This window comes from Azohydromonas australica DSM 1124 (genome assembly GCF_000430725.1).
GTDB lineage: Bacteria > Pseudomonadota > Gammaproteobacteria > Burkholderiales > Burkholderiaceae_C > Azohydromonas > Azohydromonas australica.
In genome coordinates, this window is record NZ_KE387222.1 from 3,389 (window position 1) to 25,170 (window position 21,782).

At 70.3% G+C, this 21,782-nt stretch carries 10 protein-coding genes; 1 reads left to right on the forward strand and 9 read right to left on the reverse strand.

Annotated elements, in window-relative coordinates; genetic code table 11:
* The 4 genes from H537_RS48435 to H537_RS0139355 form a co-directional block, all read right to left on the reverse strand.
* On the reverse strand, positions 1-9,416 hold a 9,416-nt coding region (locus tag H537_RS48435; protein WP_169517197.1), incomplete at its 3' end, for a DUF4347 domain-containing protein.
* A gap of 130 nt (positions 9,417-9,546) precedes the next feature.
* Complete coding sequence (locus tag H537_RS48440) at positions 9,547-10,239, reverse strand: phage tail protein (RefSeq protein WP_084151311.1); 693 nt, start codon at positions 10,237-10,239, stop codon at positions 9,547-9,549.
* Positions 10,240-10,382: 143 nt separating this feature from the next.
* The gene (locus tag H537_RS48445; RefSeq protein WP_084151312.1) at positions 10,383-11,228 is read right to left on the reverse strand and encodes an efflux RND transporter periplasmic adaptor subunit; all 846 of its coding nucleotides are present in this window, start codon (positions 11,226-11,228) and stop codon (positions 10,383-10,385) included.
* A 14-nt stretch (positions 11,229-11,242) separates the two neighbouring features.
* Positions 11,243-12,793 carry a TolC family protein gene (locus tag H537_RS0139355; protein ID WP_064736138.1) on the reverse strand — a complete coding sequence of 517 codons (1,551 nt, stop codon included), beginning with the start codon at positions 12,791-12,793 and terminating at the stop codon, positions 11,243-11,245.
* Between the two features lie 431 nt (positions 12,794-13,224).
* On the opposite strand from H537_RS0139355, the gene H537_RS54205 reads away from it, so the two are divergent.
* Complete coding sequence (locus H537_RS54205) at positions 13,225-14,013, forward strand: septal ring lytic transglycosylase RlpA family protein (RefSeq protein WP_156902266.1); 789 nt, start codon at positions 13,225-13,227, stop codon at positions 14,011-14,013.
* Positions 14,014-14,076: 63 nt separating this feature from the next.
* Here H537_RS54205 and H537_RS0139365 read toward each other — a convergent pair whose 3' ends face one another.
* From H537_RS0139365 to H537_RS50210, 5 genes are all read right to left on the reverse strand, one after another.
* A complete protein-coding gene (locus tag H537_RS0139365) occupies positions 14,077-15,018 on the reverse strand; it encodes a YcjF family protein (RefSeq protein ID WP_029002214.1) in 942 nt (313 codons plus the stop codon).
* Between the two features lie 334 nt (positions 15,019-15,352).
* Entirely contained in the window at positions 15,353-15,802 is a 450-nt protein-coding gene (locus tag H537_RS0139370) for a carboxymuconolactone decarboxylase family protein (protein WP_029002215.1), read from the reverse strand.
* Between the two features lie 312 nt (positions 15,803-16,114).
* Positions 16,115-17,011, reverse strand: a complete 897-nt coding sequence (gene menA, locus H537_RS0139375) for a 1,4-dihydroxy-2-naphthoate octaprenyltransferase (protein WP_029002216.1) — start codon at positions 17,009-17,011, stop codon at positions 16,115-16,117.
* 37 nt (positions 17,012-17,048) lie between these two features.
* Positions 17,049-18,797, reverse strand: a complete 1,749-nt coding sequence (locus tag H537_RS50205; RefSeq protein ID WP_156902267.1) for a PAS domain S-box protein — start codon at positions 18,795-18,797, stop codon at positions 17,049-17,051.
* On the reverse strand, positions 18,779-21,622 hold the full coding sequence (locus tag H537_RS50210) for an MASE3 domain-containing protein (protein ID WP_051244703.1): 2,844 nt from the start codon (positions 21,620-21,622) through the stop codon (positions 18,779-18,781). Before H537_RS50210 ends, H537_RS50205 begins: the two co-directional genes overlap by 19 nt.
* Positions 21,623-21,782 lie beyond the last annotated feature (160 nt).

Genomic DNA, 21,782 nt, shown 5'->3' on the forward strand with positions numbered 1-21,782 from the left:
CCGGCTTCGGCCGTGCCGCCGAGCACCGGCGTGGTGTCGTTGGTCGCCTCCGTCGTGTCCAGCGTCGGCACGGCCGGCGCCTCGGTGTCCAGCGTGAACCCGCCGCTGCCCGTGCTGCGGTTGCCTGCCGCGTCGAGGCTGGCCAGCTCCACCGTCTTGGCGCCGTCGGTGCCCAGCGCGAAGCTGCCTTCCGCCGGCGTGGCCGCGCCCGTGTCCAACGTCCAATTACCGCTGGCGTCGGCCGTGACCTCGAAGGTCGCGCCGCCCACCGTCACGCGCACCGTGCTGCCGGCCTCAGCCGTGCCGCCGAGCACCGGCGTGGTGTCGTTGGTCGCGACCGTGGTGCCCAGCGTGGGCGCCGCGGGCGCCACGGTATCGACCAGCACGCCGTCGGCGCTGACGCCGTCCAGCGTCAGCACCGCGTCGTGGCCGACGCCATCCTGGATGCTGCCGCCGGTGCCCAGCACGATCGCGCTGCCCAGCGCGATGCCGTCCAGATCCTCGTCGCCCGCGCCCACGGTGAAGGTGAAGGTCACCGTGCTGCCGGCGGTGGCGTCGTAGGTGAAGGACTTGGCAACGGCGCTGCCGCTGCCGGTCCGGAACGTGGCCTCGATCGTGGGCGTGCCCGCTACCGTCACGTCCTCGTCGAAGGTCACCGTCAGCGTGATGACGTCGCCCGTGACGTAGTAGCCGCCGGGCCGGGCCGAGGGCAGCACCTCCACGGCCGTGACCGTCGGCGCTGCCGTGTCCACCTTGAAGCCGGAGTTCCAGCCAAACCAGTTCGGGTCGACGACCACCGCGTTGCCGGCCTTGTCGCGGCCGGCCGTGGCGCCGCTGCCGGGGTCGAAGGACTCGATGGTGACGCCGTCGCCGTCCGTGTCGCCGTCCTGGACCACGTAGCTGAACGTAATGCGCCCCGTCCCGCTGCCTTCGACATAAGTGGCCTGGCGCATGACGCCGCCCACGTCGATGCCAAGCCTCGCGTTCGAGCCGACGTAGAGGTGGTCGAAGAAGTCCACGTAGAACGTCAGGGTGTCGCCTGCGCGGGAGACGTCGGCGCCGGACTTGGCGAAGTAGCTCAGGAACGGCGCCACGTGGTCCACGCTGTAGGTGGACTCGTTGTCGCCGATGACCGCGGTGTCGAGCGCGTTGCCCGCGGCGTCCTGGATGTCGCGCGGGCTGCCGGCGGCGGCGAAGCCCAGCGTGACCGAGCCCTCGTCCATGAGCGCCAGGTCGCCGCCGGAGACGGTCACGTCCCAGGCGTTGCCGCCGGCGGACACCACGCCGGTGACGGTGCCGGTGGTGCCGCTGACGCTGAAGTCGTCGGTGCCCACGTTGCCCACGGGACCGTCGAAGGTCACGCGCCACACCAGCTCGGTGGCGTTGGTCACGCCGCCGCTGTTGGCGCTGAGGCGGACGATGGACAGCACCTTCGGCGCCGTCGTGTCGAGCGTGAACGTGCCGCTGCCGCCGGTGGCGTTGCCCGCGGCGTCGGTGCTGGTGAGGGTGACGGTCTTGCCCGTGCCGTCCGCGCCCAGGTCCAGCGTGCCGGTGTGGGCGTCGCTGGCGGTGTCCACCGTCCACTGGCCGGAGCCGTTGGCCAGGGTGGTGTAGACCGCGCCGCCGACCTCGACCTTGACGACGCTGCCGGCCTCGGCCTGGCCGCGCAGCACGGGCGTGGCGCTGTTGGTGAGCGTGGTGCCCAGCGTGGGCGCGTCGGGCGCCACCGCATCGACCACCACGGCCGAGGTGTCGCCCACGCCATTGAGCGTGGTGTCGAGCGCGTTGCCCGCCTGGTCCTGGGTGCCGCTGCCGGCGTCGAAGGAGGTGACGCTGATGCCGCCGGCCCCGATGTCGCCGTCCACGACGGTGTAGGCGAAGACGGCGTCGGTGGTGCCGGAGCCGCCGACGTAGACGGCCTCGCGTGCGACGCCGCCGATGTCCAGCACCAGCTTGGCGCCGGTGCCGATCACGACCTTCTCGCTGAAGCTCACGGTGAAGCTCAGCGTGTCGCCGGCGACGTAGCTGCCCGCGGCCGGCACGTCCACGGCGGTGATGGCCGGCTCCGTGGTGTCGAGCACGTAGTCCCGCTCGAACTCGGCGCTCTCATTGCCGGCGGCGTCCACCACCTTGGCCTTCAGCGTGCCGCTGCCGGCGAGGGTGGCGTTGTCCAGCGTCCAGGCCCGTCCGCTGGCGTCGACGGTGGCCTCGTCCCAATGGGCGCCGTCGTCCAGCGACACGAACACCTTCTCGCCGTCGGCCAGCGCGGCCGTGAGGGTGCCGCTGATGCTCTGGCTGGCCGTGTTCGTGACCAGGTCGGTGCCGTCGGGACCGGTGTCGCTGGACAGGGCCACCGAGCCGATCGCGCTGGCCGGGTCGCTGGTGTCCACCGTCACGGCGTAGGCGGAAGACGCACCGCTGACCGCACCCATGCCGGTGTCCACGGCCTTGGCCGTGAACAGGTGCTGGCCATCGGCCAGCGGCGTGCTGCTGTAGTCGCTGTAGGCCCAGCTCCAGTTGCCGCTGCTGGCGGCGACGGTGGTGCCGACCTTCTCGCCGTCGAGGTACACCCAGACGGTGCTGCCGGCCGGCGCGGTGCCGCTGAGCGTGGGCAGGGTCTCGCTGGTGATGCCGTCGCTGCCGGAGCTGCCGCTGTCCAGGGAGATGCCCGTGATCTCCGGCGCGGCGACGTCGGCGGGGTGCAGGCTCGCGGTCACCGCCTCGTAGGTCGTGGTGCCGTCGTTGATCGTCACCGAGAACACGCGCGGGCCGTCCACCACCGTGGGCACCGCGTACATCAGGTTGCCGACGACGTCCTGCATCTCCTGGGCGCGGACGGCGTAGAGCGCATTGCCGGTGGCGCCGCTGATCACCTGGTCGAACAGGTTGATGCGCAGGTCGCGCCCGTCCTGCCCGTCGAAGAAGCCGTCCACGGTGCCGATGGCGTCGCCGACGTAGTACACCGTCTCGCCGGCGCCGAGGCTGTAGTCCGCCGAGGCCAGGTCCAGGCCGGCGGTCAGGATGTAGCCGTCGGCGAAACTGAACGAGCCGTCGCGCACGCCTTCGATCTGCTCCACCAGCACGTAGCCCTTGGCGAAGCTCGTGGACGGGTCTTCGCTGAAGTACGTCCAGATGTTGGAGTCCAGGTAGCTGGGCGTGTCGGGCGGCAGCAACTCGTCGTCGCCCTGCAATTCGACGAGCCCCGCGCTGGTGCTGCCGGTGTCGTCGGCCACCGACACGAACAGCTGCTGGACCACCGTGTTGCCCAGGGCATCGATGGCCGTGACCTCCACCTCGTAGGTGTTGTCGCCGTCCGCGCCGCCGGTGTCCAGCGGGTTCTCGTAGTCCGGGGCCTGCACGAAGCGCAGCACGCCGGTGCCCTCATCGATCTTGAAGAAGGCGCGGTCCTCGCCGCCGGTCACCGTGAAGCCGATCTGGCCGTGCAGGCTGCCGAGATCCATCGCGTCCCGGACGCTGGAGACCCAGGTGGTGTTCTCCGCAACCACGGGCGCGGCCATGTTGGCCACCAGCAGGGCCGGGTCCACGATGACGCCGTTGGCCGTGCGGTCGGCGTCGTAGTCGCCGCCGTCCACGAGGCTGAAGGTGATGACGTTCTGGCCGTTGACCTTGGTGGGGGTCAGGGGCGAGAGCCGGTCCCACGTGCCCGTGCGCAGGTTCTTCTTGTAGAGCACCGTCATCAGGCTGGTCGTGTCGACCGACAGCGTGACGTTGGCCGTGCCGCCGTTGCTCAGCCCGCTGACGGTGAAGCCCACCTGTCCCAGCGGCATCGTGACGCCCTTGGCCATGCCCGTCGGCGTGGTCAGGGCGGTCAGGCCGCTGAGCGACAACCCGCTGTCGACGGCCAGGTTGAAGGTGTAGTTGGTCTTGACGACGCTGGCGATGGAGCCGGTGTTGCCCGGGCCCAGCGTGAGCTTGTAGATGGCGCTGGAGTAGTCCGCGCCGTCGCTGACCTGGAACTGGGCCACCGTCACGCCGCCGCTCACCGCAGGCGTGTAGCGCAGCTTGCCCGCGGCGATGTCCGCGGCGCTGATCTCCTGGCCGGCGATGACGGCGACGCCGTCGTACTCCAGCGTGCCGGCGCTCGTCGGCTGCGGGACGTTGACGATCCTGACGAAGGCCAGCGCGTTGCCGTCGGCGTCGCTGAAGCTGCCGAAGTCGCTCGCGCTCAGCGTCACCTCGGTGGTGCCGCTGGTGGTGACGCGGTCGTCGGTGCTGGTGGGCCGGGTGTTGACGGTGTGGAAGTCCAGCACCGTGTCGCTGCTGACGGCCACGCTGGCGTTGCCCGCGCCGTCCACCAGCGCGCCGGCGTCGACGAGCACGTGGTAATGCGTGCCGCCGCGCAGGCTGGCGGTGGGGTTGAGGGTGACGGTGCTGCCCGAGATCGTGACCTGGCTGGCGTCGGTGACGTCGATGACGCGGGTGTCGCTGCCGTCGACGGGGTTGAAGATGCGGATGAAGCCGCTGCCCGCGGCGACCGCCTCGCTGAACTTGAGCACCAGGTCGTCGGCGACGGCCACGCCGGTGGCGCCGTCCAGCGGCGTGGACGCGGCGGCGTCCAGCGCGGGCGCCACGTCGTCGCTGACGGTGATGGTGAAGGCCTGGGCCGTGCTCAGCCCGCCGCCGTCGGTCGTGCGGACGTAGACCTTGTAGCTGCCCGCGGCCAGCGCGCCGGCGCCCACGTGCAGCGTGCCGCCCGAGATCGAGAACTTGCCGTTGTCGGCGTCGTTGCCGCCGCTGCCGGTGGCGAAGGCGTAGGTGAAGCTGCCCGCCCCGTCCGGGTCGGTGGTGGAGAACGTGCCCACCGTGGCGCCGGCCGTGGCCGCGCTCTGGCCCAGCGAGGCGCTGGACAGGCCCAGGGCCGTGGGCGCCTCGTTGACGTTGCCGATGGTGATGCCGACCGTGGCCGAGGCGTCGAGCGTGCTGCCGCCCGTCTCGTCGTACACCCCCACCTCCAGCGTGTAGCTGCCGGCCGCCTCGTGGTCCAGGACGGCGCCGCTGGCCACCTTGATGGTGCCGGTGGCGTCGATGGTGAACAGGCCGGCGCCGGTGCCGCCGGTGATGGACCAGGTCAGGCCGTTGGTGTCGCCGGACACCTGCATGCTGCCCACCACCGTGCCGGCGGGCGAGTTCTCGTCCACCGTGAGGCTGGCCGGTCCGTCGATGGCCGGGGCCACGTCCGTCAGCTCCAGCGCGATGCTGCTGTAGGTGGTGGTGGTGCCGTCGTGGGTGGCGACCTGGATGGCGGCCGCTCCGGTGGCGTTGGCGGTGGCGGTGAAGGTCACCGAGGCCAGCGCGGCGTTGACGGCGGTGGCGCTGCCGCTGATCTGCACCGTGCCCGTGCCGTCGCCGGTGATCACCGCGGCGCCGCCGGTGGTGACGCTCAGCGTGCCGCCGGTGGCCATGAGCGTGGTGGCGAGGCTGTCGCCGTCGGCGTCGCTGACGCGGATCTGGTTGCCGTGGCCGGCGCTCAGCACGATCGAGCCGTTTTCCGCCAGCGTCTGCGTCGCGGCGGGCACGGTGTGCACCGGCGCGTCGTTGGCGCCCGTGACGGTGATCGTCACCGTTGCCGGGTCGCTGCTGGCGCCCTGGGCGTCGGTGGCGCGGTAGGTGAAGGAGACGTTCTCGCTCTGGCCGGCGCGCAGCGCGTCGAAGGCGGTGCCCGGGTTGAAGGTGTAGGTGCCGTTGGCGTTGAAGGTGAGCGTGCCCTTGCCGGCGGGCACGTCCGACACCAGCGAATAGCTCAGCTCGCCGTCACGCACCACCGTCAGCGCGATACCCCAGTCGCCCCAGGGCTGCAGCTGGCGGGTGACGTGGTTGTTGAGGTCCTTGAACGTCAGGCGCAGGCCGTTGCCCGCGGTGTTGACGCCGATGGTGTAGGGCAGGTCGGCGTAGTTGGCGTGGGTCTGGAAGGCCGCCACCATGTCGCCGATGGAGGCGAAGCCGCCGGTGTTGCGGATGACGACGCCGTACTCGGCGTTGGCCTCGCCGTAGAACGACCAGGTGCGCTCCACCCAGTAATCGACGGCGCCGGTTTCCTGGATCTCCGGCAGCGCGTCCGCGTCGGTGGCCGCGGGCACCGAGCCGCCGAGGGTGGTGTTCTCCGCGGTCGTCTTGCTGCTGTCGGCGGCCTGCGGTGCCTGGTTGTGCACCACGTGGTAGACGTTGGTGCCGCCGCTGAGCGTGGTGTCGAGCGCGTTGCCCGCGGCGTCGGTGACGTTGTGGCCGAAGGCGAAGCCCAGGGTCACGTCGCCCGTCATGGTGTCGACGTTGCCGCTCGACACCGTCACGTCGTAGGCGTTGCCACCGGCCGACACGACGCTGGTGACGTTGCCGGTGGTGCCGCTGACCGTGAAGTCGCTCTTGTCCAGGTTGGAGACCGCCTCGCTGAAGGTCAGGCGCCACACCAGGCCGCCGGTGGCGCTGGTGGTGCCGCTGACGTTCGTGGTCTGCCGGGTCACGGAGGTCACCGTGGGCGCGACGTTGTCGGCGACGGTGATGGTCAGCGCCTGGTTGACGTAGTAGCTGCCCGCGTCGGTGGCGCGCACCAGCACGCGGTAGCTGCCCGCGGCCAGCGCGCTGCTGCCCACGCGCAACGTGTTGCCCGAGATCAAGAACTTGCCGTTGTCGGCGTCGTTGGTGCCGTTGCCGGCGGCCAGGCTGAAGGTGTGGGTGTCGCCGGCGTCAGGATCGGTAGCGGCGAGCGTGCCCACCGTGGCACTGGCCGTGGCCGCGCTCTGGTTGATCGAGGTACTGGACAGGCTGACGGCCGTGGGCGCCTCGTTGACGTTGACGAGGTTGATGGTCACCGACGTCGTGCTGTCGGCGGCCGTGTCCGCGTCCTCGTCGTCCAGGTCCACGGTCACCGTGTAGGAGCTGGTGCTTTCGTAGTCCAGGATGGCGCCGTTGGCGACCGTGATGATGCCGCCGGGGATGATGGTGAACAGGCCGCCGCCGCCGCTGAGCGACCAGACCCGGCCATTGGGGTCGCCGGAGGCGACCAGGGTGCCGATCTGCGTGCCGGCAGCCGCGTTCTCGTTGACGGAGAAGGTCCAGCTCGGGCTGACGATGGACGGGTTCACGTCCACGACGCCGATGGTGACCGTGTCGGTATCGCTGCCGCCGCTGCCGTCGCTGGTGCTGACCTGCAGCGTGTTGTTGACGCCGCTCGTGTTGCTGGTGGGCGTGTAGCTCACGCTGGCCAGCGCGGCGTTGACGTTGACCACGCTGCCGCTGATGGTGACGGTGCCGGTGCCGTTGTTGGTGATGGTGGCGCCGCCGCCGGTAGTGACGGAGACGGTGCCGCCCGTGGCGGTGAGCGTGGTGCTGAGGCTGCCGCTGTCGGCGTCGCTGACCTGGATGGCGTTGCTGTTGGCGCTGCTGAACACCAGCGTGGCGTTCTCGTTGACGCTCTGCGTGCCCGGCACGGTGTTGACCGGCGCCTGGTTGTGCGCGACGTGGTAGACGTTGTTGCCGCCGCTGAGCGTGGTGTCGAGCGCGTTGCCCGCGGTGTCGATGACGTCGTGGCCGGCCGCGAAGCTCAGCGTCACGTCGCCGGTCATGGTGTCGAGGTTGCCGCCGCTGGCCGTCACGTCGTAGGTGGTGCCGCTGACCAGCGTCAGGCCCGTGACCGTGCCCGTAGTGCCGCTGAGCGTGAAGTCGGTCTTGTCCAGGTTGGAGACCGCCTCGCCGAAGGTCAGCCGCCACGTCAGGCCGCCGGTGGCGCTGGTGTTGCCGCTGGAGTTGGTGGTCTGGCGTGCCACGGCAGTGACCGTGGGCGCCGAAGTGTCCAGCGTGTACGGCTGCGAATACACGGTGCCGTCGCCGCCGCTGTTGCTCACCTTGACTTTGAGCGAGTTGCTGCCGCCGCTGAGCGTGGCGTTGGTAAGGCTCCAGATCGTGCTGCCCTGGGCAGCCGTGGCCGTGGACCAGGTTGACCCCCCATCGGTGGACACCCGCACCGACTCGCCCGCCGCCAGGGGAGCCGACAGCGAGCCGCTGACGGTCTGCGACGCGGTCTTGGTGATGAAGTCCGTGATGCTGCTGCCGGTGTCGCTCGAAATGGCGACGGATGAAATGGTGGTGGTGGGTTTGGTGACCGGCGCCTGAATATTGGTCAGGTACACGTCGTCAACGTAAACCTGGAAAGATTTATTTGCCGTCAGCGTGAAGGTGCTGATGCCCTGGAATTTGGTATCTGCCGAGACGTCAAAGGTGCCGATGGTCGCGTCGGCGATGGTCTTGGTCGCGGTGGCGCCTCCGGCGGCGGACAGGGTGAAGGTCGTCTCGCCGGTGATGGGGGCCAGTGCCAGGCTGCTCAGGTTGAATACGTTCGGCCCGTTGATGGTGAACGTGATGGACGTCGTCGTCGGATCGGAAATGACGCTGTTCGATCCGTTGATGGGGGAGTAGCCGTTATCGGCGGACTTGTAGACCCCTTCCGTCGAAGTCAGCGTGAGCACGAAGCTTCCTACCGTCTGCGACACGGCGGGCTTGCCGCCGACCGTCAGCGCGTTGAAGCTGCTGTCGAAGTTGAAAGTGGCGTTGGCCAGCAGGCCGCCGTAGCCCTGCGCGCTCAGGGCGGGCGCATCGACGACGCCGGCAGCGGCTTCGAGCGTCCAGTCGCCGCCCTGCAGCACCGAGCCGGTGGGGTCGGTGGAGGCGGCCACGTCGGCCCCGGTGGCGGCCTGCAGGGCCGAGATGAAGCGCTGGCCGTCGGCGTCGGCGGCCACGTCGCAGCCGTAGAGCAGCAAGTCGCCGCCGGCCTTGAGCGCTTGGCCGAGCTGGGCCAGCTCGGCCCGCACCAGGGCGGAGCCCAAGCTGGACTCGGTGACCGTGTCGGTGCCCAGGTGCAGCGTGCCTTGCTCGCCGTGGCTGAGGACGTGGATGGCGTCGTAGCCGCCATGGCCCTGTGCCCAGCGGGCGATCTGGGCCAGGCCGGACGCCTGGCCATCGATTTCCACCACTTCCACGCCGGCACGCACGCCGGCTTCCAGCGCGCGGAAGCCATCGACCGAGGTATCGACGAACACGACTTCCTTGCGTCCGCCGTTGAGCGCCGGGTCCGCCGCGCGCACTTCCACCGGCGCCGGCGTTGCGGGCATCAGCGCCAGCGCGGCTGCGTCAGGCAGCGCATGGGCGGCGTCCGCCTGCGGGCGCACGGCGTCCGCGGCCGTGGCGATGGCCGCGCCGTCGAACATGAAGCGCTGCTCCAGCGCCAGGGGCCGCAGTGCGCCGCGCACAATGCGCGGGGACGAGGGCTTGAGCAACGCCGTGCCGGTGTCCGCGCCCACCGACTCGCTGCCGCCGGATTTCTTTCCCTGGCCACGCACGATTTCCGCCACGGCGACAAAACTGCGGGTCACTTCGCTCCAAACGGTACGGTGGAATTTGTTCATGGCGCGGGGAATCTCCGGAAACGCAACTACGGCTTGGGCTACGTGGAAAAGCCGCCGGCGCTGAGGACCGGCAGCTGCTGCAGGCATCGGCTAGTGCGGATACCTGGAACGGTGGATCACTGCGCCGCCATCACTGCTGACGCACCGGATAGAGGGCGTTGGTGACGACGATGCACGCCGTGACGGCCACGCGGGGGTTGACCACGCTGACCTGCGTCTGGTTCGTGGGCACGTTGTTGAACTGGTTGGTCGTCGGGCCGGCGACGTTGGTGGTCACCGTCGCCGGCGGCAAGGTCACCGCCTTGGCACTGTTGTAGGGATAGAAGGCAGCAGTGCCCAAGCCGATCTTGCCCACCGTGTTGTTCGCGGTGGTGGGCGCGGCGACCGCGCCGGCGGTTTCGGTGGTCAGGGCCGGCACGGCGACGGTACCGTTGGCTTGCAGTGCGACGTTGTGGACGTGCGCCGGCACGTCGGTGGCCTTGAGCGCCACGGTTTCCGCACCGGCGGTATTGCCGAGCGGCAGCGTGCTGGAGGTGCCCACCATCATGCGGCCCTGCAGGTCGGGGAGCTTGAAGTTGGTCCTACCGTCACCGCCGAAGTACGTCCCCAGCAGCGAATACAGCGCCTGGTACTGCGCGATCGGCAGCGTCTGGCCGGCGGCCACGAGCGTGTTTTCCGGGCAGTAGGGGATGGCCATGTAGCACACCTGGCCCAGGTACGGGTCCGCGCCGCAGGCCATCGCGCCCATGGAGGCGCCGCCCAGCACCGCCGCGGCGGCCACGGCGCGCAGCGCCGACTTCATCGAGTTCTGTTTCCGGGACATTTGTTGTTCCTTTTGATGTTCACGGGAAAGGGCGGCACCCCAACTCCAATGCCGCTGAAATGCTTCGGCCCCAGGGGCCGAAGGAAGAAAACCGGGGTGCAGCCCGCGCGGGCAGCAAGAGAACACGCGGCGTCGCCCGCCGTTCACGGCGTGCCCGCCGGCGGCGCCATCAGCACCCGCCCGCTCATGCCGGCGATGAGGTCGCCGAACTTGCCGTCGATGGCCGCGGCCAGCTTCACGGACTGGCTCACCGGGTCCACCCGGGCGCCGATGCGCAGCACCTTGGCCGGATAGGTCTTGCCGGTCTCGTCGATGGCGACCTGGAAGCCGCTGCCCGCCTTGATCCAGGCCAGCCACTTCGACGGCACGATGAACTCCAGCTCCAGCACCGAGTCGTCAAGGATCTCCAGCAGCGCCTGGCCGGCCTGCACGTACTGTTGCTCGCGCACCTTCTGCTCGGCCACGCGGCCGGCAAAGGGCGCGGCCATGCTGCACTTGGACAGCACGGCCTGGTTGGAAGCCACCTCGGCGCGGGCCTTGCCCACCTCGGCCTCGGAGACGTCGAGCTCGACCTTGCCCACCGAGTTGAGCTCGTTGAGCCGCTTGTTGGCGCTCCAGGTCTTGTCGGCGGCCTCCAGCGCGGCGCGCGCCTTGTTGAGCTGCGCCTGCTGCAGCGTGCAGTCGAAGGCCACCAGCATCTGCCCGGCGCTGAAGCGCGCGCCCTCGGCCACCGGCAGCCGGCTGACCTTGGCGCCGATCTCCGCGGCCAGCGTGGTGTAGCGCCGCGGCATGAGCTGGGCGCGGATCTCGCGCTTGTCCAGCGACGGGGCGGCGGCCGCGGGCAGCGGCGCCGCGGCGGGCTTGGCCACGGACACGGCGGGCGCGGCCGGCGGCACGGGTTTGACGGCGTCGGCCGCCAGCGCGGGTACGGCACACAGGCCCCACCCCAGGGCCAACGCCAGGCCGGTCCTGAGACAACTGCTCTTCATGGGGCGCTCCTCGTTCACTGGGCCGCGGGTGCGGCGCCGGGGGCCGCCGCGGGCGCGGCGATGTCCAGCACCTGGGCCTCGTCCCACTGCTTGAGCGAGCTGGCCACCGACTGCGTCAGCTGCGCCAGCGGCACGGCGGCGCTGCCCTCGGGCGTGGGCTCCATGCCCAGTGAGGCCTGCAGCCGCCCGGCCGCGGCATGCGCCTGCGACAGCGCCTGGTAGCGCCGCAGCTGGCTCAGGATGGCCGAGGTCTGGTTGGAGACGCGGTCGAGCTTGGTCTGCGTCTGCGCCTGCTCGCGCCGGGCCACGTGGCTGGCGATCTCGGCGTCCACCTTCCAGATGCTGTCCGCGCGCTCGAACTGCGCCAGCGCGTTGGCGTACTGCAGCCGCGCCACGTGCACCTGGGTGAGCACGGCCATCTGCGTGGCCATGCGGCGCTGCTGCGCCACGGCCACGCCGGCCTCGGCCATGCGCCGCTGCGCCGGCGCCGACAGGATGCCCAGCAGGTTGTACGACAGCTGCAGCCCGGCCTCGCGCCAGGTGTCGTTGATCAGGTAGTCGTCGGTGCTGTGGTGCGGGCCGAAGCTGAAGGACAGCCCGGGGAAGACCTTGAGCATCGTGCGCCGCGTCTCGTCGGCGGCAATGCGGGCGTTGTAGAAGGACTCGCGCAGGTCCGCGTTGCGCGCGATGGCCAGCTCTTCCATCTTCGCCGGCGGGACTTGCAGCCAGCCCCGGCTCAGCGCCTGCGCGGGCTCCGCCACTTGCAGCTTGCGCGCCAGCGGCAGGTTCACCAGCGAGGCCAGCTCGATGGCGGCGGTGGAGAGCTCCTGGTCGATGGCTTCGAGCAGCCGCACGTTCTCCAGCAGCTGGCGCTGGTAGCGCAGCGCCTCCAGCGGGTTGCGCAGCCGCTCGGCCTCGGCCTTGCGCGCGTCCTCCAGCGCCGCGGCGGCGTCGGTCAGCGTGGCGCGCACCTCGTTGCGCAGCTTCTGCGCGCTGGCCGTGCGCCAGAACGCGGTGCGAACGTCCTGCATCAGGATGTGCAGCGCCTTGCGCCGGCGCTCCTCGGCGATGAGCACGCGGTCGGCGTTCTGCTTGGTGGCGTAGTAGCTCTGGCCGAAGTCCAGCAGGCTCCAGGTGAAGCTCAGGTCCGTGGCCCAGGCGGTGCGGGCGCTGGAGATGAAGGGCGGGGCGTCGGAGTACGCGCCGGTGCTGTAGTTGCGGCTGCGGGTGATGAGTTCCTCGTCGCGGTAGCGGTAGCCGGCGTTGGCCACCACCTTGGGCAGCATGTCGTAGTGGCCCGCCTCGAACTGGCCCTGGGCCAGCGACTCTTCCAGCACCCGGGTGCGGCGGTCGAGGTTGTACTTGATGGCGCGCGCCATCGCCTCTTCCAGCGTCAGCGCGCCCGACAGCGGCTCCACGTCGCGCTGGGCCAGCGCGCGGTCCTCGGCGCTGGTGCTCACGACCTCGGCCGTCGTCAGCGGCGTCGGATTCATCGATGCGCAGCCGGACAGCAGCAGCGCCGCCACGATCCCGGCGGGAAGGGCGAACTTGGTGGTAGCAGGCAAGGAAAACTCCCCAATCCAGTCACACGGCGGGCCGGCCGGTACGGCACCCCCCGCAGGTCTTCTTCCAGCGTCCGCACCGGCCACAGACGCCGGACGGCATGAACGCCCAACAGCCGCCCTACCCACCCGGCTTTGTGACCGGGTGGTAACAGTAGGCTACAAACTCACCAAGTTTAGGGGCTTTACCTTCAGGCAACTCTTTTGGGCTGGATTTGGGTTTCGTGAAAAACGGCACGGGCCCCCATGCGCAGTCGGCCTGGCGCCAAGTGCACGCCGGCAGGCACAAGTCCGGCGTGTTTTCCTACAAAGCCCCCCGGTGGCGCCTGACCGACGCGGCCCGGAGCAATACCCAGACTGCGGGGGGTGTTCATCCTGTCCGTTACGGGCGCGGCCCCACCCGGTGCGGTGGCCGTCCCGGTGGCATCGACGACATGAGTTCTCCCCTCAACCTCCTCTGCCGCTGCCTCGCGCTGCTGCCGCTGGCCTGGTCGCTGGGCGTGGGTGCGGCACATGCCGCCACCAGGGGCAAGGCGCCCGCGGCGGCCCGGGTCGCCGCGCAGGCGCAGCAGGCGCCGGCCGCCGCGCCGGGACACAAGTCCACGGCCAAGTCGCAGGCGCAAGCCAAATCGCAGGCGAAGGCCGCCAAATCCACCGGGCGCAAGGCCGAAGCCGCCCGGGCCGCGGGCCGCGGCGCGGCGAGCGCCAAGGCGGAGGGCACGCGCTCCGCCAGCCGCGCGGGTACGCCTGCCAAGACCGCTACGGCGGGCAAGACCGGCAAGCCCAAGGTGGCGGCGGCGCACGCCGCCCCGCCCTCGCCCAAGTCGCGCCTGGACTACTCGGGCCGCAAGCGCGTGGGGCAGGCCTCGTACTACGCGCGCCATTTCGGCGGGCGGAAGATGGCCGACGGCACCCCCATGCGGCTGAACCATCACAACGCGGCGAGCAAGACGCTGCCGTTGGGCACCACGGCCAAGGTGACCAACCTGAAGACTGGCCAGAGCGCGGTGGTGAAGATCCAGGACCGCGGGCCCTACGTGCAGGGCCGCATCGTGGACCTGTCGCCGGCGACGGCACGCGCGGTGGGCATCACGTCACGCGAGGGCGTGGCGCCGGTGGAGGTCACGCCCATCGAGGTGCCGATGCCCGACGGCAGCGTGCGCCAGGGCGAGGCCGCGCACGATCCGCTGGCGAGGCAGCAGATCGCGCGGGCGAAGGACTAGGTTTTCTTCAAGGGCATCGGAGAGGCGGATGGCGCGGCTGCCGCGCCAGGGCCTCGACGGCCCTCAACGGCCGCGCACCAGCGCCAGCACCTTGCCGGCGTCGAGGCCGCGCGCCTTCTCCTGGATCGCCGGCAGGTAGCGCCCTTGAAGGCCCTGGGCCTCGGCGGCGACGCTGGCGTAGGCGTCCTTGAGCATCTGCGCCGACAGGGTGCGCCCGCCGGCGTAGTAGCGCTTGGCGACGTGGCCGAGCGCATAGGTGGAGGCGAAGCTCATGCCCGAGCTGACCGCCTGCTTGCCGAGTCCGCCGAGCATGCCGCCGCCGAGCTTGCCGAGCAGGCCGCCGAGCAGCTTGCGGCCGGCCTGTTCGAGGTACTGCGAGGTCAGGCCGACACCGACGGTGGCGAGGAAATCCTTCACGTGCCCGCTGTCGAGCTGGTAGCCGTGGGCCTGGCCGATGCGGTAGACCAGCTTCATCTGCAGCGGAATGATCGCCATTGTCGAGAGCGTCTCGGGCAGCAGCTCGATGGCGCCGTTGAGGATGGCGGCGTTCAGGATCTCCCGGTCGAGGGCAGCGTCGTCCACGGCCGGCGCCACGGCGCCCGGGGTCGGCGAAGCCGACGGCGCGCCGATCGGTGCCGCCGCGATTTCCTCGGCCTGCGCGGCAAAGCGCTCGGCCGATGCGCCCAGGCCGAGCTGGCTGCGCAGGCTGGACAGGAAGCTCACCTCGGCCGGCGACTGCGCCCCGTCGGCGTCGCAGACGCAAACCGCCATCTCGTAGGCGAGCTGGCGGGCCTCGGCGCTGCCGAGCGCGGCGACCGCGGAGGCCGTGTCCACGCGCTTCATCAGCACGTCCTGGTAGAGCGTGGGCAGGTGCACGCCATGGGCGCGTCCCAGGCCCTCCGCGATGCGCCGGAGCTCCTCGCGCTCGCGGTCATGCTTGTCGCCGTCGGCAAAGGCGGCCAGCACGGCGATGGTGACGATGGCTTGGGTGTCGGCAGGGGTCATGGGACGGGTTGCAGGCGAGTGAGCGAAGCGGGTTCGGTCGCTGCCTGGCGCGAAGGTTCCGCCTGCGGCTGGTGGCTCATGCGCACACCTGACAGGTGATAGGTTGAGACGTGGGAGAGCAGAACGAAATTCGCTTCAAGGGCTTGCTGCGTTTGGTGGGCTGGAATGTGCCCGTTGCAGTTATTCGACCCGCCATCGCGAATACCCGCCTCGCAGCGGAAGCGGGCATTACAGGCCGAGCTGTCTCCTCCCACGATTCTTCGTGGAGCGAAGAATCATGCTGACGCTTTCTGGTGGCAGAGTTACAGCCCTACGCTTGCAGAAACACCCAAGCTCAAGCCCTGGCCCGCGGCTTCATGCGGAAGCTGATGCCCATGCGGTTAATCGCATTCATGGCAGCGACGGTAAGCGTCAGGTCCACCAGATCCTTCTCGCCGAACACGGCTAACGCAGCTGCATAGGCCGCATCGGAGGCGTGTGTTTCGCTTACGCGCGTCACTTCCTCGGACCAAGCCAGCGCAACACGCTCTTGCTCGGAGAACAGGTATTCCGCTTCGCGCCATACTGGAACGAGCACGAGCTTGTCGACGGACATCCCTTCGGCGATAAGGTCGCGGGTGTGGATGTCGATGCAGTGGGCACAGCCGTTGATCTGCGAGACACGGAGAAAAACAAGGTGCGTCAGCAAGCTTGGCAGTCCGGTGCCCTTTGTGACGAAATGGTGCAGGCTGGTCATGGCCTTGCCGCCCTCGGGAGATGCCTGGTACCAAACAGCGCGATCCATGTGTCGAGTTTCCTTGGATGAAAGGGGTTGCGAGGGGGCCGACATGAGTTCCCCAACCAACAAGACGTTTGGAACGATGAAGCTGTGACAGGGCTGCCAGCTTTTCGGGATTGCGCTGTATCCGCACACGCAGAATTCGATCGCCGTCGAACTCGAACAGCTGATCCGTTCCAATCCTCGTGCTAGGGCGGTATGCCCGCTTTCAGCCTTGAAAAGCCGGTCGAAAAGACACGCTGTCCGTCCTCAATTGGCCGAATCCAGACGCCCTTCGCACCAATTTTCAGTTCGACCAAAGCAAATCCGAACCACCCCTCACCACTCCAACTTCCCGCCCACCGCCCCCACCGCCAGCAGCACCCCAAACCCCATCTGCAGTTTGAAAGTGCGAAACAGGATCGCGTTGTAGGCCAGCCCCGGGGCGCAATGGGCGAAGTCGCGCTGCAGCCGCCACGCGGCCGGCGCCAGCAGCAGCAGCAGCAGCAGGGCCCGGGTTTCAGCGGCCCAGACCAGGACCGGCACCAGCGCGAAGGGCCCCAGCAGCAGCAGCGCATGCAGCACGCGCGAGGCCCCCGGGCCGAAGCGCACGGCGAAGGTGCTGCGCCCGACCTGCGCGTCGTGGGCCCGGTCGCGGTGGTTGTTCACCGCCAGCGCCGAGGCCGCGATGCCGCCGTTGGCCGCCGCTGCCAGCACCGTCGGCAGCCCCACGTCCTGCGTCAGCACCCAGTCCGTACCCGCCACGGCCACCAGGCCGAAGAACACGAACACGGTCAGCTCGCCGAAGGGCGTGTAGGCGATGGGCCGCGGGCCGCCCATGTAGGCCAGCGCCGCCAGCAACGAGGCCACGCCGATCGCCAGCACCGGCCAGCCGCGCAAAGCCACCAGTGCCAGCCCCAGCCCGGTGGCCAGCAGCGCCGCCGCCACGATGGCCACGCGCACCTCGCCCACGCTCAGCAGGCCCTGCGCCGTGGCGCGCGGCAGCCCCGTGCGCGTGCCCAGCCGCTCGCCGCCGCGCAGCGTGTAGCCCACGTCGTTCTGCAGGTTCGTGATGAGCTGCATCAGCAGCGCTGCGCCCAGCACCAGCAGCGCCGCGACGAGGTCGATGGCGCCGGTGCGCAGCCAGCCCAGCGCCGCGCCGATGAGCACCGGGCTCACGGCCACCGGCAGGCTGCGCGGGCGCAGCGCCACGGCCCAGGCGTGCGCCGCGCTCACGGGTGCGGCCTCGCGCCGCGCGGCCGTGCGCGCGCGCTCATGCCGACGGCGCGTCCGCGGCGGCCGGCACCTTGTCGTCGCTGCGCTCGTGCGCGCGGCGCATGTAGCCCGTCCACACCAGCGAGCCGTCGGGCTGCGCCACCGGCGCCGAGCAGCTCAGCGTGCACTCGAAGCTCGCGTCGGCGCCCGAGCGCCGCGCCTGCCAGCGCGCCGTCCACGGGGTGCGCTCGGCGGCCGAGCGCTCGATGGAGGTGATGAGCGCGGCCATCTCCGCGGGCTCGACGCGGGAGAACCACAGGTTGATGTTGTCGCGCAGCGCCTCGGCCTCGCAGCCCAGCAGCTCCGACACCTTGGGGCTCATGTACGGGAAGTCGTAGCGCCCGTTGGCGCCGCGGCGGAACTGGAACACCACGAAAGGCAGCTGCGCCGAAAGCTGCTCCAGGATGTGGCCCTGGCGGATGGAGGCCTGGTCCTCGCGGCGCTGGTCCTCGTGGCGCTGCATCAGCCGCGTGAGGTCGCGCACGAAGGTCACCGTGCACTGGCGGCCCTCGTAGACCAGGCTGCTGAGGCTGATGGTGGCGCTGAACACCTCGCCGTCGCGGCGCAGGCAGCTCTGCGTGCGGTCCTCGGCCATGGGCCGCATCTGCGGCGAGTGCTGGTGCAGGCTGCGCGCGCGCACGTGGTGCGCGCGCAGGCTCTCGGGAATGAGCTTCTCCACCGACAGCCCGTCCAGCTCGCCGGTGCCGTAGCCGAAGATGGCCTCGGCGCGGCTGTTGGCCTTGAGCACCAGCCCCTTGTCGTCGACGACGACGATGCCGTCGGGCGAGAGGTGGAAGAAGTGCTCGAACTGCGTGCGGGACCGCTCCAGCGCGTGCATCTGCTCGCCCTGCCCGCGGTTGACCTGCTCCAGCCGGTCCAGCGCCTCGCGCAGCCGGGCGTTGGTCTGGGCCAGGTCCTCGGTCAGCTCCTCCACGCTGAAGGCGTGCTCGAAGGAGCGCGCGGCCCCGAACACCCGCAGGATGCCGTAGCCCAGCACCCCGAAGCCCACGGCGAAGAGGGCGTGCGCCAGCCACCACTGGTGGTTCCACGGCTTGGCCAGCAGGAAGCTCAGCGACGAGAAGGCGAACCAGACGAAGGCCAGCGCGCCGTAGCGCATCAGCGGCGAGCGCAGCCCGCGCCCGGCGTGCACGCCCAGCGCCACGCCGTAGAGCAGGATCGAGCCGATCTCCATCGACATGCGCAGCCACGGCGCGCCGGCCAGCGGGCTATAGGCCACCACGCCCACGGCGACGTTGATGGCCAGGAACAGCCCGAGCCAGCGCAGCCAGCTGCCCACGTCGGCGCGCTGCGCCGGCGCGTCGGGCGCGCGGTTGAAGCGCAGCAGCCCCGCCAGCAGGCAGGCGCTCATGACCACCCGCGAGGCCGGGCCGTACAGGATGAACAACCACAGGTTGTGCCGCGCCATCGGCGTGAAGAAGCCGTGCAGCGAGTACACGATCGTGAAGCCGGCAAAGCCCAGCGTCACCCACTTCAGCATCGCCTCGCCCGAGCGCAGGTAGCAGCGCCAGGCGACGTAGGAGATGAAGGCACCTTCGAGCGTGGCCACGCCGATGGCCACCTGGTGGAAGACATGGTCCTCGAAGCGCAGCGCCGGGTCCTGGAAGTAGTGGACGTAGGCGATGAGCAGCGCCGGCAGCAGGCACAGCCCCAGCTCGAAGGCGCGGCGCACGCCCTCGGCCCAGAAGGCAAAGCGCCTGAAACTGAAGCTCACGTCAGCGGTATGCATGTCGGCTCGTCTCCTCCTCGTTGTGGATCTCTTGGGGCGTCCAGCCCGGCCAGGCCCTCGCGGGCGGCCTGCAGCAGCGCCTCGGTGGCCTGCGCCAGGGCGAGCAGCTGCGCCGGCTCCAGGCGCCCGCCGTCATGGAGATCCGCCTCCAGCCGCTGCGCGGCCTCGCGCAGCGGCGCGGCGAACAAGGTGGCCCCCACGCCGCGCAGCCGGTGCGCCAGGCGGGAGGCCTCCTCGGCATCGCCTGCGTCCGCGCACTCGCGCAGCCGCTGCGGCGTGGGCTCGTGCTCGGCCAGCAGGGTCTGCAGCAGCCGCTGCACCGAGCTGGACCGGCGCAGCCGCTGCCACAGTGCCGCCCAGTCCAGCACCGGCGCCACGCCCGGGACCACGCCCGGCACGGGCGGCGGTGCCGGCAGGGCCGCCGCCGCGGCCGTGGACACGCCGCCGGCGAGCTTCAGGATCACCGCGCACAGCTGGTCCATGTCCACCGGCTTGGTGACGTGGTCGTCCATGCCGGCCTCCAGGCAGCGCTGGCGCTCCTGCGGCAGCGCATAGGCGGTGAGGCCCACGATGGGCAGGGCCGGGCGCAGCGCGCGGCAGCGCCGCGCGGTGTCGTAGCCGTTGAGGCCGGGCATCTGCACGTCGGTGAGGAAGAGGTCGAACTCCTCGCCCGTCTCCAGCACCGTCAGCGCCTCCAGGCCGTTGTCGGTGATGCGGCAGCTCGCGCCCTCCTGCTCCAGCAGCTCGCGCAGCACCCACTGGTTCACGGCGTCGTCCTCCGCGGCCAGGATGCGCAGCCCCTGCAGCCGCCGCCCTTCGGCGCCGAGGCCGGCGGAGCCGGCGTGCTCCTCGGCCGGCGCGCTGGCCTCGTCGAAGGGGATGCGCAGCGTGAAGCACGAGCCGCGGCCGCTCTGGCTGGAGACCTCGATGCTGCCGCCCATCAGGTCCACGATGCGCTTGGCGATGGACAGCCCCAGGCCCGTGCCGCCGAAGCGGCGCGTGGTGGAGGCGTCGGCCTGCACGAAGGGCTGGAACAGCTGCCCCACCTGCTCCGGGCTCATGCCGATGCCGGTGTCGCGCACGGCAAACATCAGCCACACGCGCCCGGGCACGGGCAGCCGGGAGACGGTCAGGCGCACGCTGCCGTGCTCGGTGAACTTGATGGCGTTGCCCAGCAGGTTGACCAGCACCTGCGTCAGCCGTGTCTCGTCGGCCAGCACGCCCTCGGGCAGGTCCGGGCCGCACTCCACGCCGAAGTCCAGCCGCTGCTGCTGCGCGCGCGGCGCCATGAGCCGCATCGCGCGCTGCACGACGGTGGACAGCCGCACCGGGCGCGACTCCAGCTCCAACCGCCCGGCCTCGACCTTGGCCATGTCCAGGATGTCGTTGACCAGCGCCAGCAGCAGCCGGCCGGACTCGTGGATCTGGCGCAGCCACGGCCGCGCCGGCACGGCCTGCGCCTCGCGCAGCGCGATCTGCGACACGCCCAGGATGGCGTTGAGCGGCGTGCGGATCTCGTGGCTCATGTTGGAGAGGAACTCCGTGCGCGAGCGCGCCGCCTGCTCGGTCTGCAGCATGGCCTGGTGCAGCGCCTCGGTGCGCTCCTGCACCAGCGCGGCGAGGTGGTCGCGGTGGCGCGCCAGCTCCAGGTCCACCAGCTTCTCCTCGGTGATGTCCTGGATGTGCCCCACCCACAGGCAGCTGCCGTCGGCCTCCACCACGGGCATGGAGGACTCGCCGCGGTGCCAGCGCCGCCCCTTGCGCGGTAGCACCACCTGCCACTCCGCCTTCCAGGGCGCGAGGGTCTTGCGGGAACGCTCGATGGCCGCCAGCAGCTGCTCGCGGTCCTTGGGCACGATGCGGGAGAAGCCCTGCCCGGCGTCGTCCAGCAGCTCCTGCGTGGTCAGCTCGAAGATCTCCGCCGTGCCCGTGCTGGCGAAGGTGAAGCTCAGCCGGCCCGACGGTGCGCGCTGCAGCTGCCACGCCAGCCCCGGCACCTGCGAGGTGACGTCGGCCAGCAGCTGCGCCTGCTGCCGCAGCAGCCGCCGCGGCTGCAGCAGCAGGTGCCGGTGCACCACGCCCAGCAGCAGGCAGAAGCTCCACAGCTTGAACAGGTGCGCGACGACGCTGAAGAGGCTCTCCGGCGCCGCAGGCGTCGAATGGCTCAGCTCTCCCAGCGCCAGCAGCAGCACGATGGACAGCATGGTGCGGTGCAGCGCGGCGTCCAGCAGATGGCGGCGCTGGTAGATCAGCACGGCCGCGCCGGCGTAGAACGCCACCAGCAGCCATTCGCACACCATTTTGAGCGGCGAAAAGAATGTGCCCGCGATGAACATCGGCCCGAACGCACGGGCCCGCACCAGCGCCACCAGCAATATTGCGGCCAAACCCGGCAATAAAAAGCCCGCCCGCTCGGCGGAGGATTTTCCGGCACAAAAAGGCGCCAGCATCAGCGCCAGTGCCTGCAGCAGCCGGGCACCCAGCCACAATTGCACGGCGGCATCGGGCGGAAAATCGCCCAGGTCCAGCATGTGTTCCTGGAGAACGAGGTGCAGGATATCCAGCACCGACGCCCAGAAGAACCCGGAGGCGACGCACAGGACGAAAGCATGGCGCGTGAGGCCTAAAGCCTGGCTGGCCACCAGAATCACCGCCCCGCCCAGTACCAGCGGCAGCAAGTCCGCCAGGGCATGGAACCACGCCGGATTCCAGGCCTGCACGCCCAGCAGCAGCAGGCCTGCCGCCAGAGGGAATACCCATTGCCGCACCTTCAGCAGCGCGATCGAGCCTCGATCAGCGGACGGGGAAGCGGCGGATGATTTCATTGAGGCCGGCCGCCCCGCGCACGCGCGGCTGCCGTGGATTCACAAATGCGTGAGTGAACACGACGGCCCGTGAATCCTGGACCGTGAAAATTCATCATAGTGCGCCGCCCGCGACCCGGTCCGGGCTCGAAGGCGGGCAAACCGTGAAATATTCCGCACC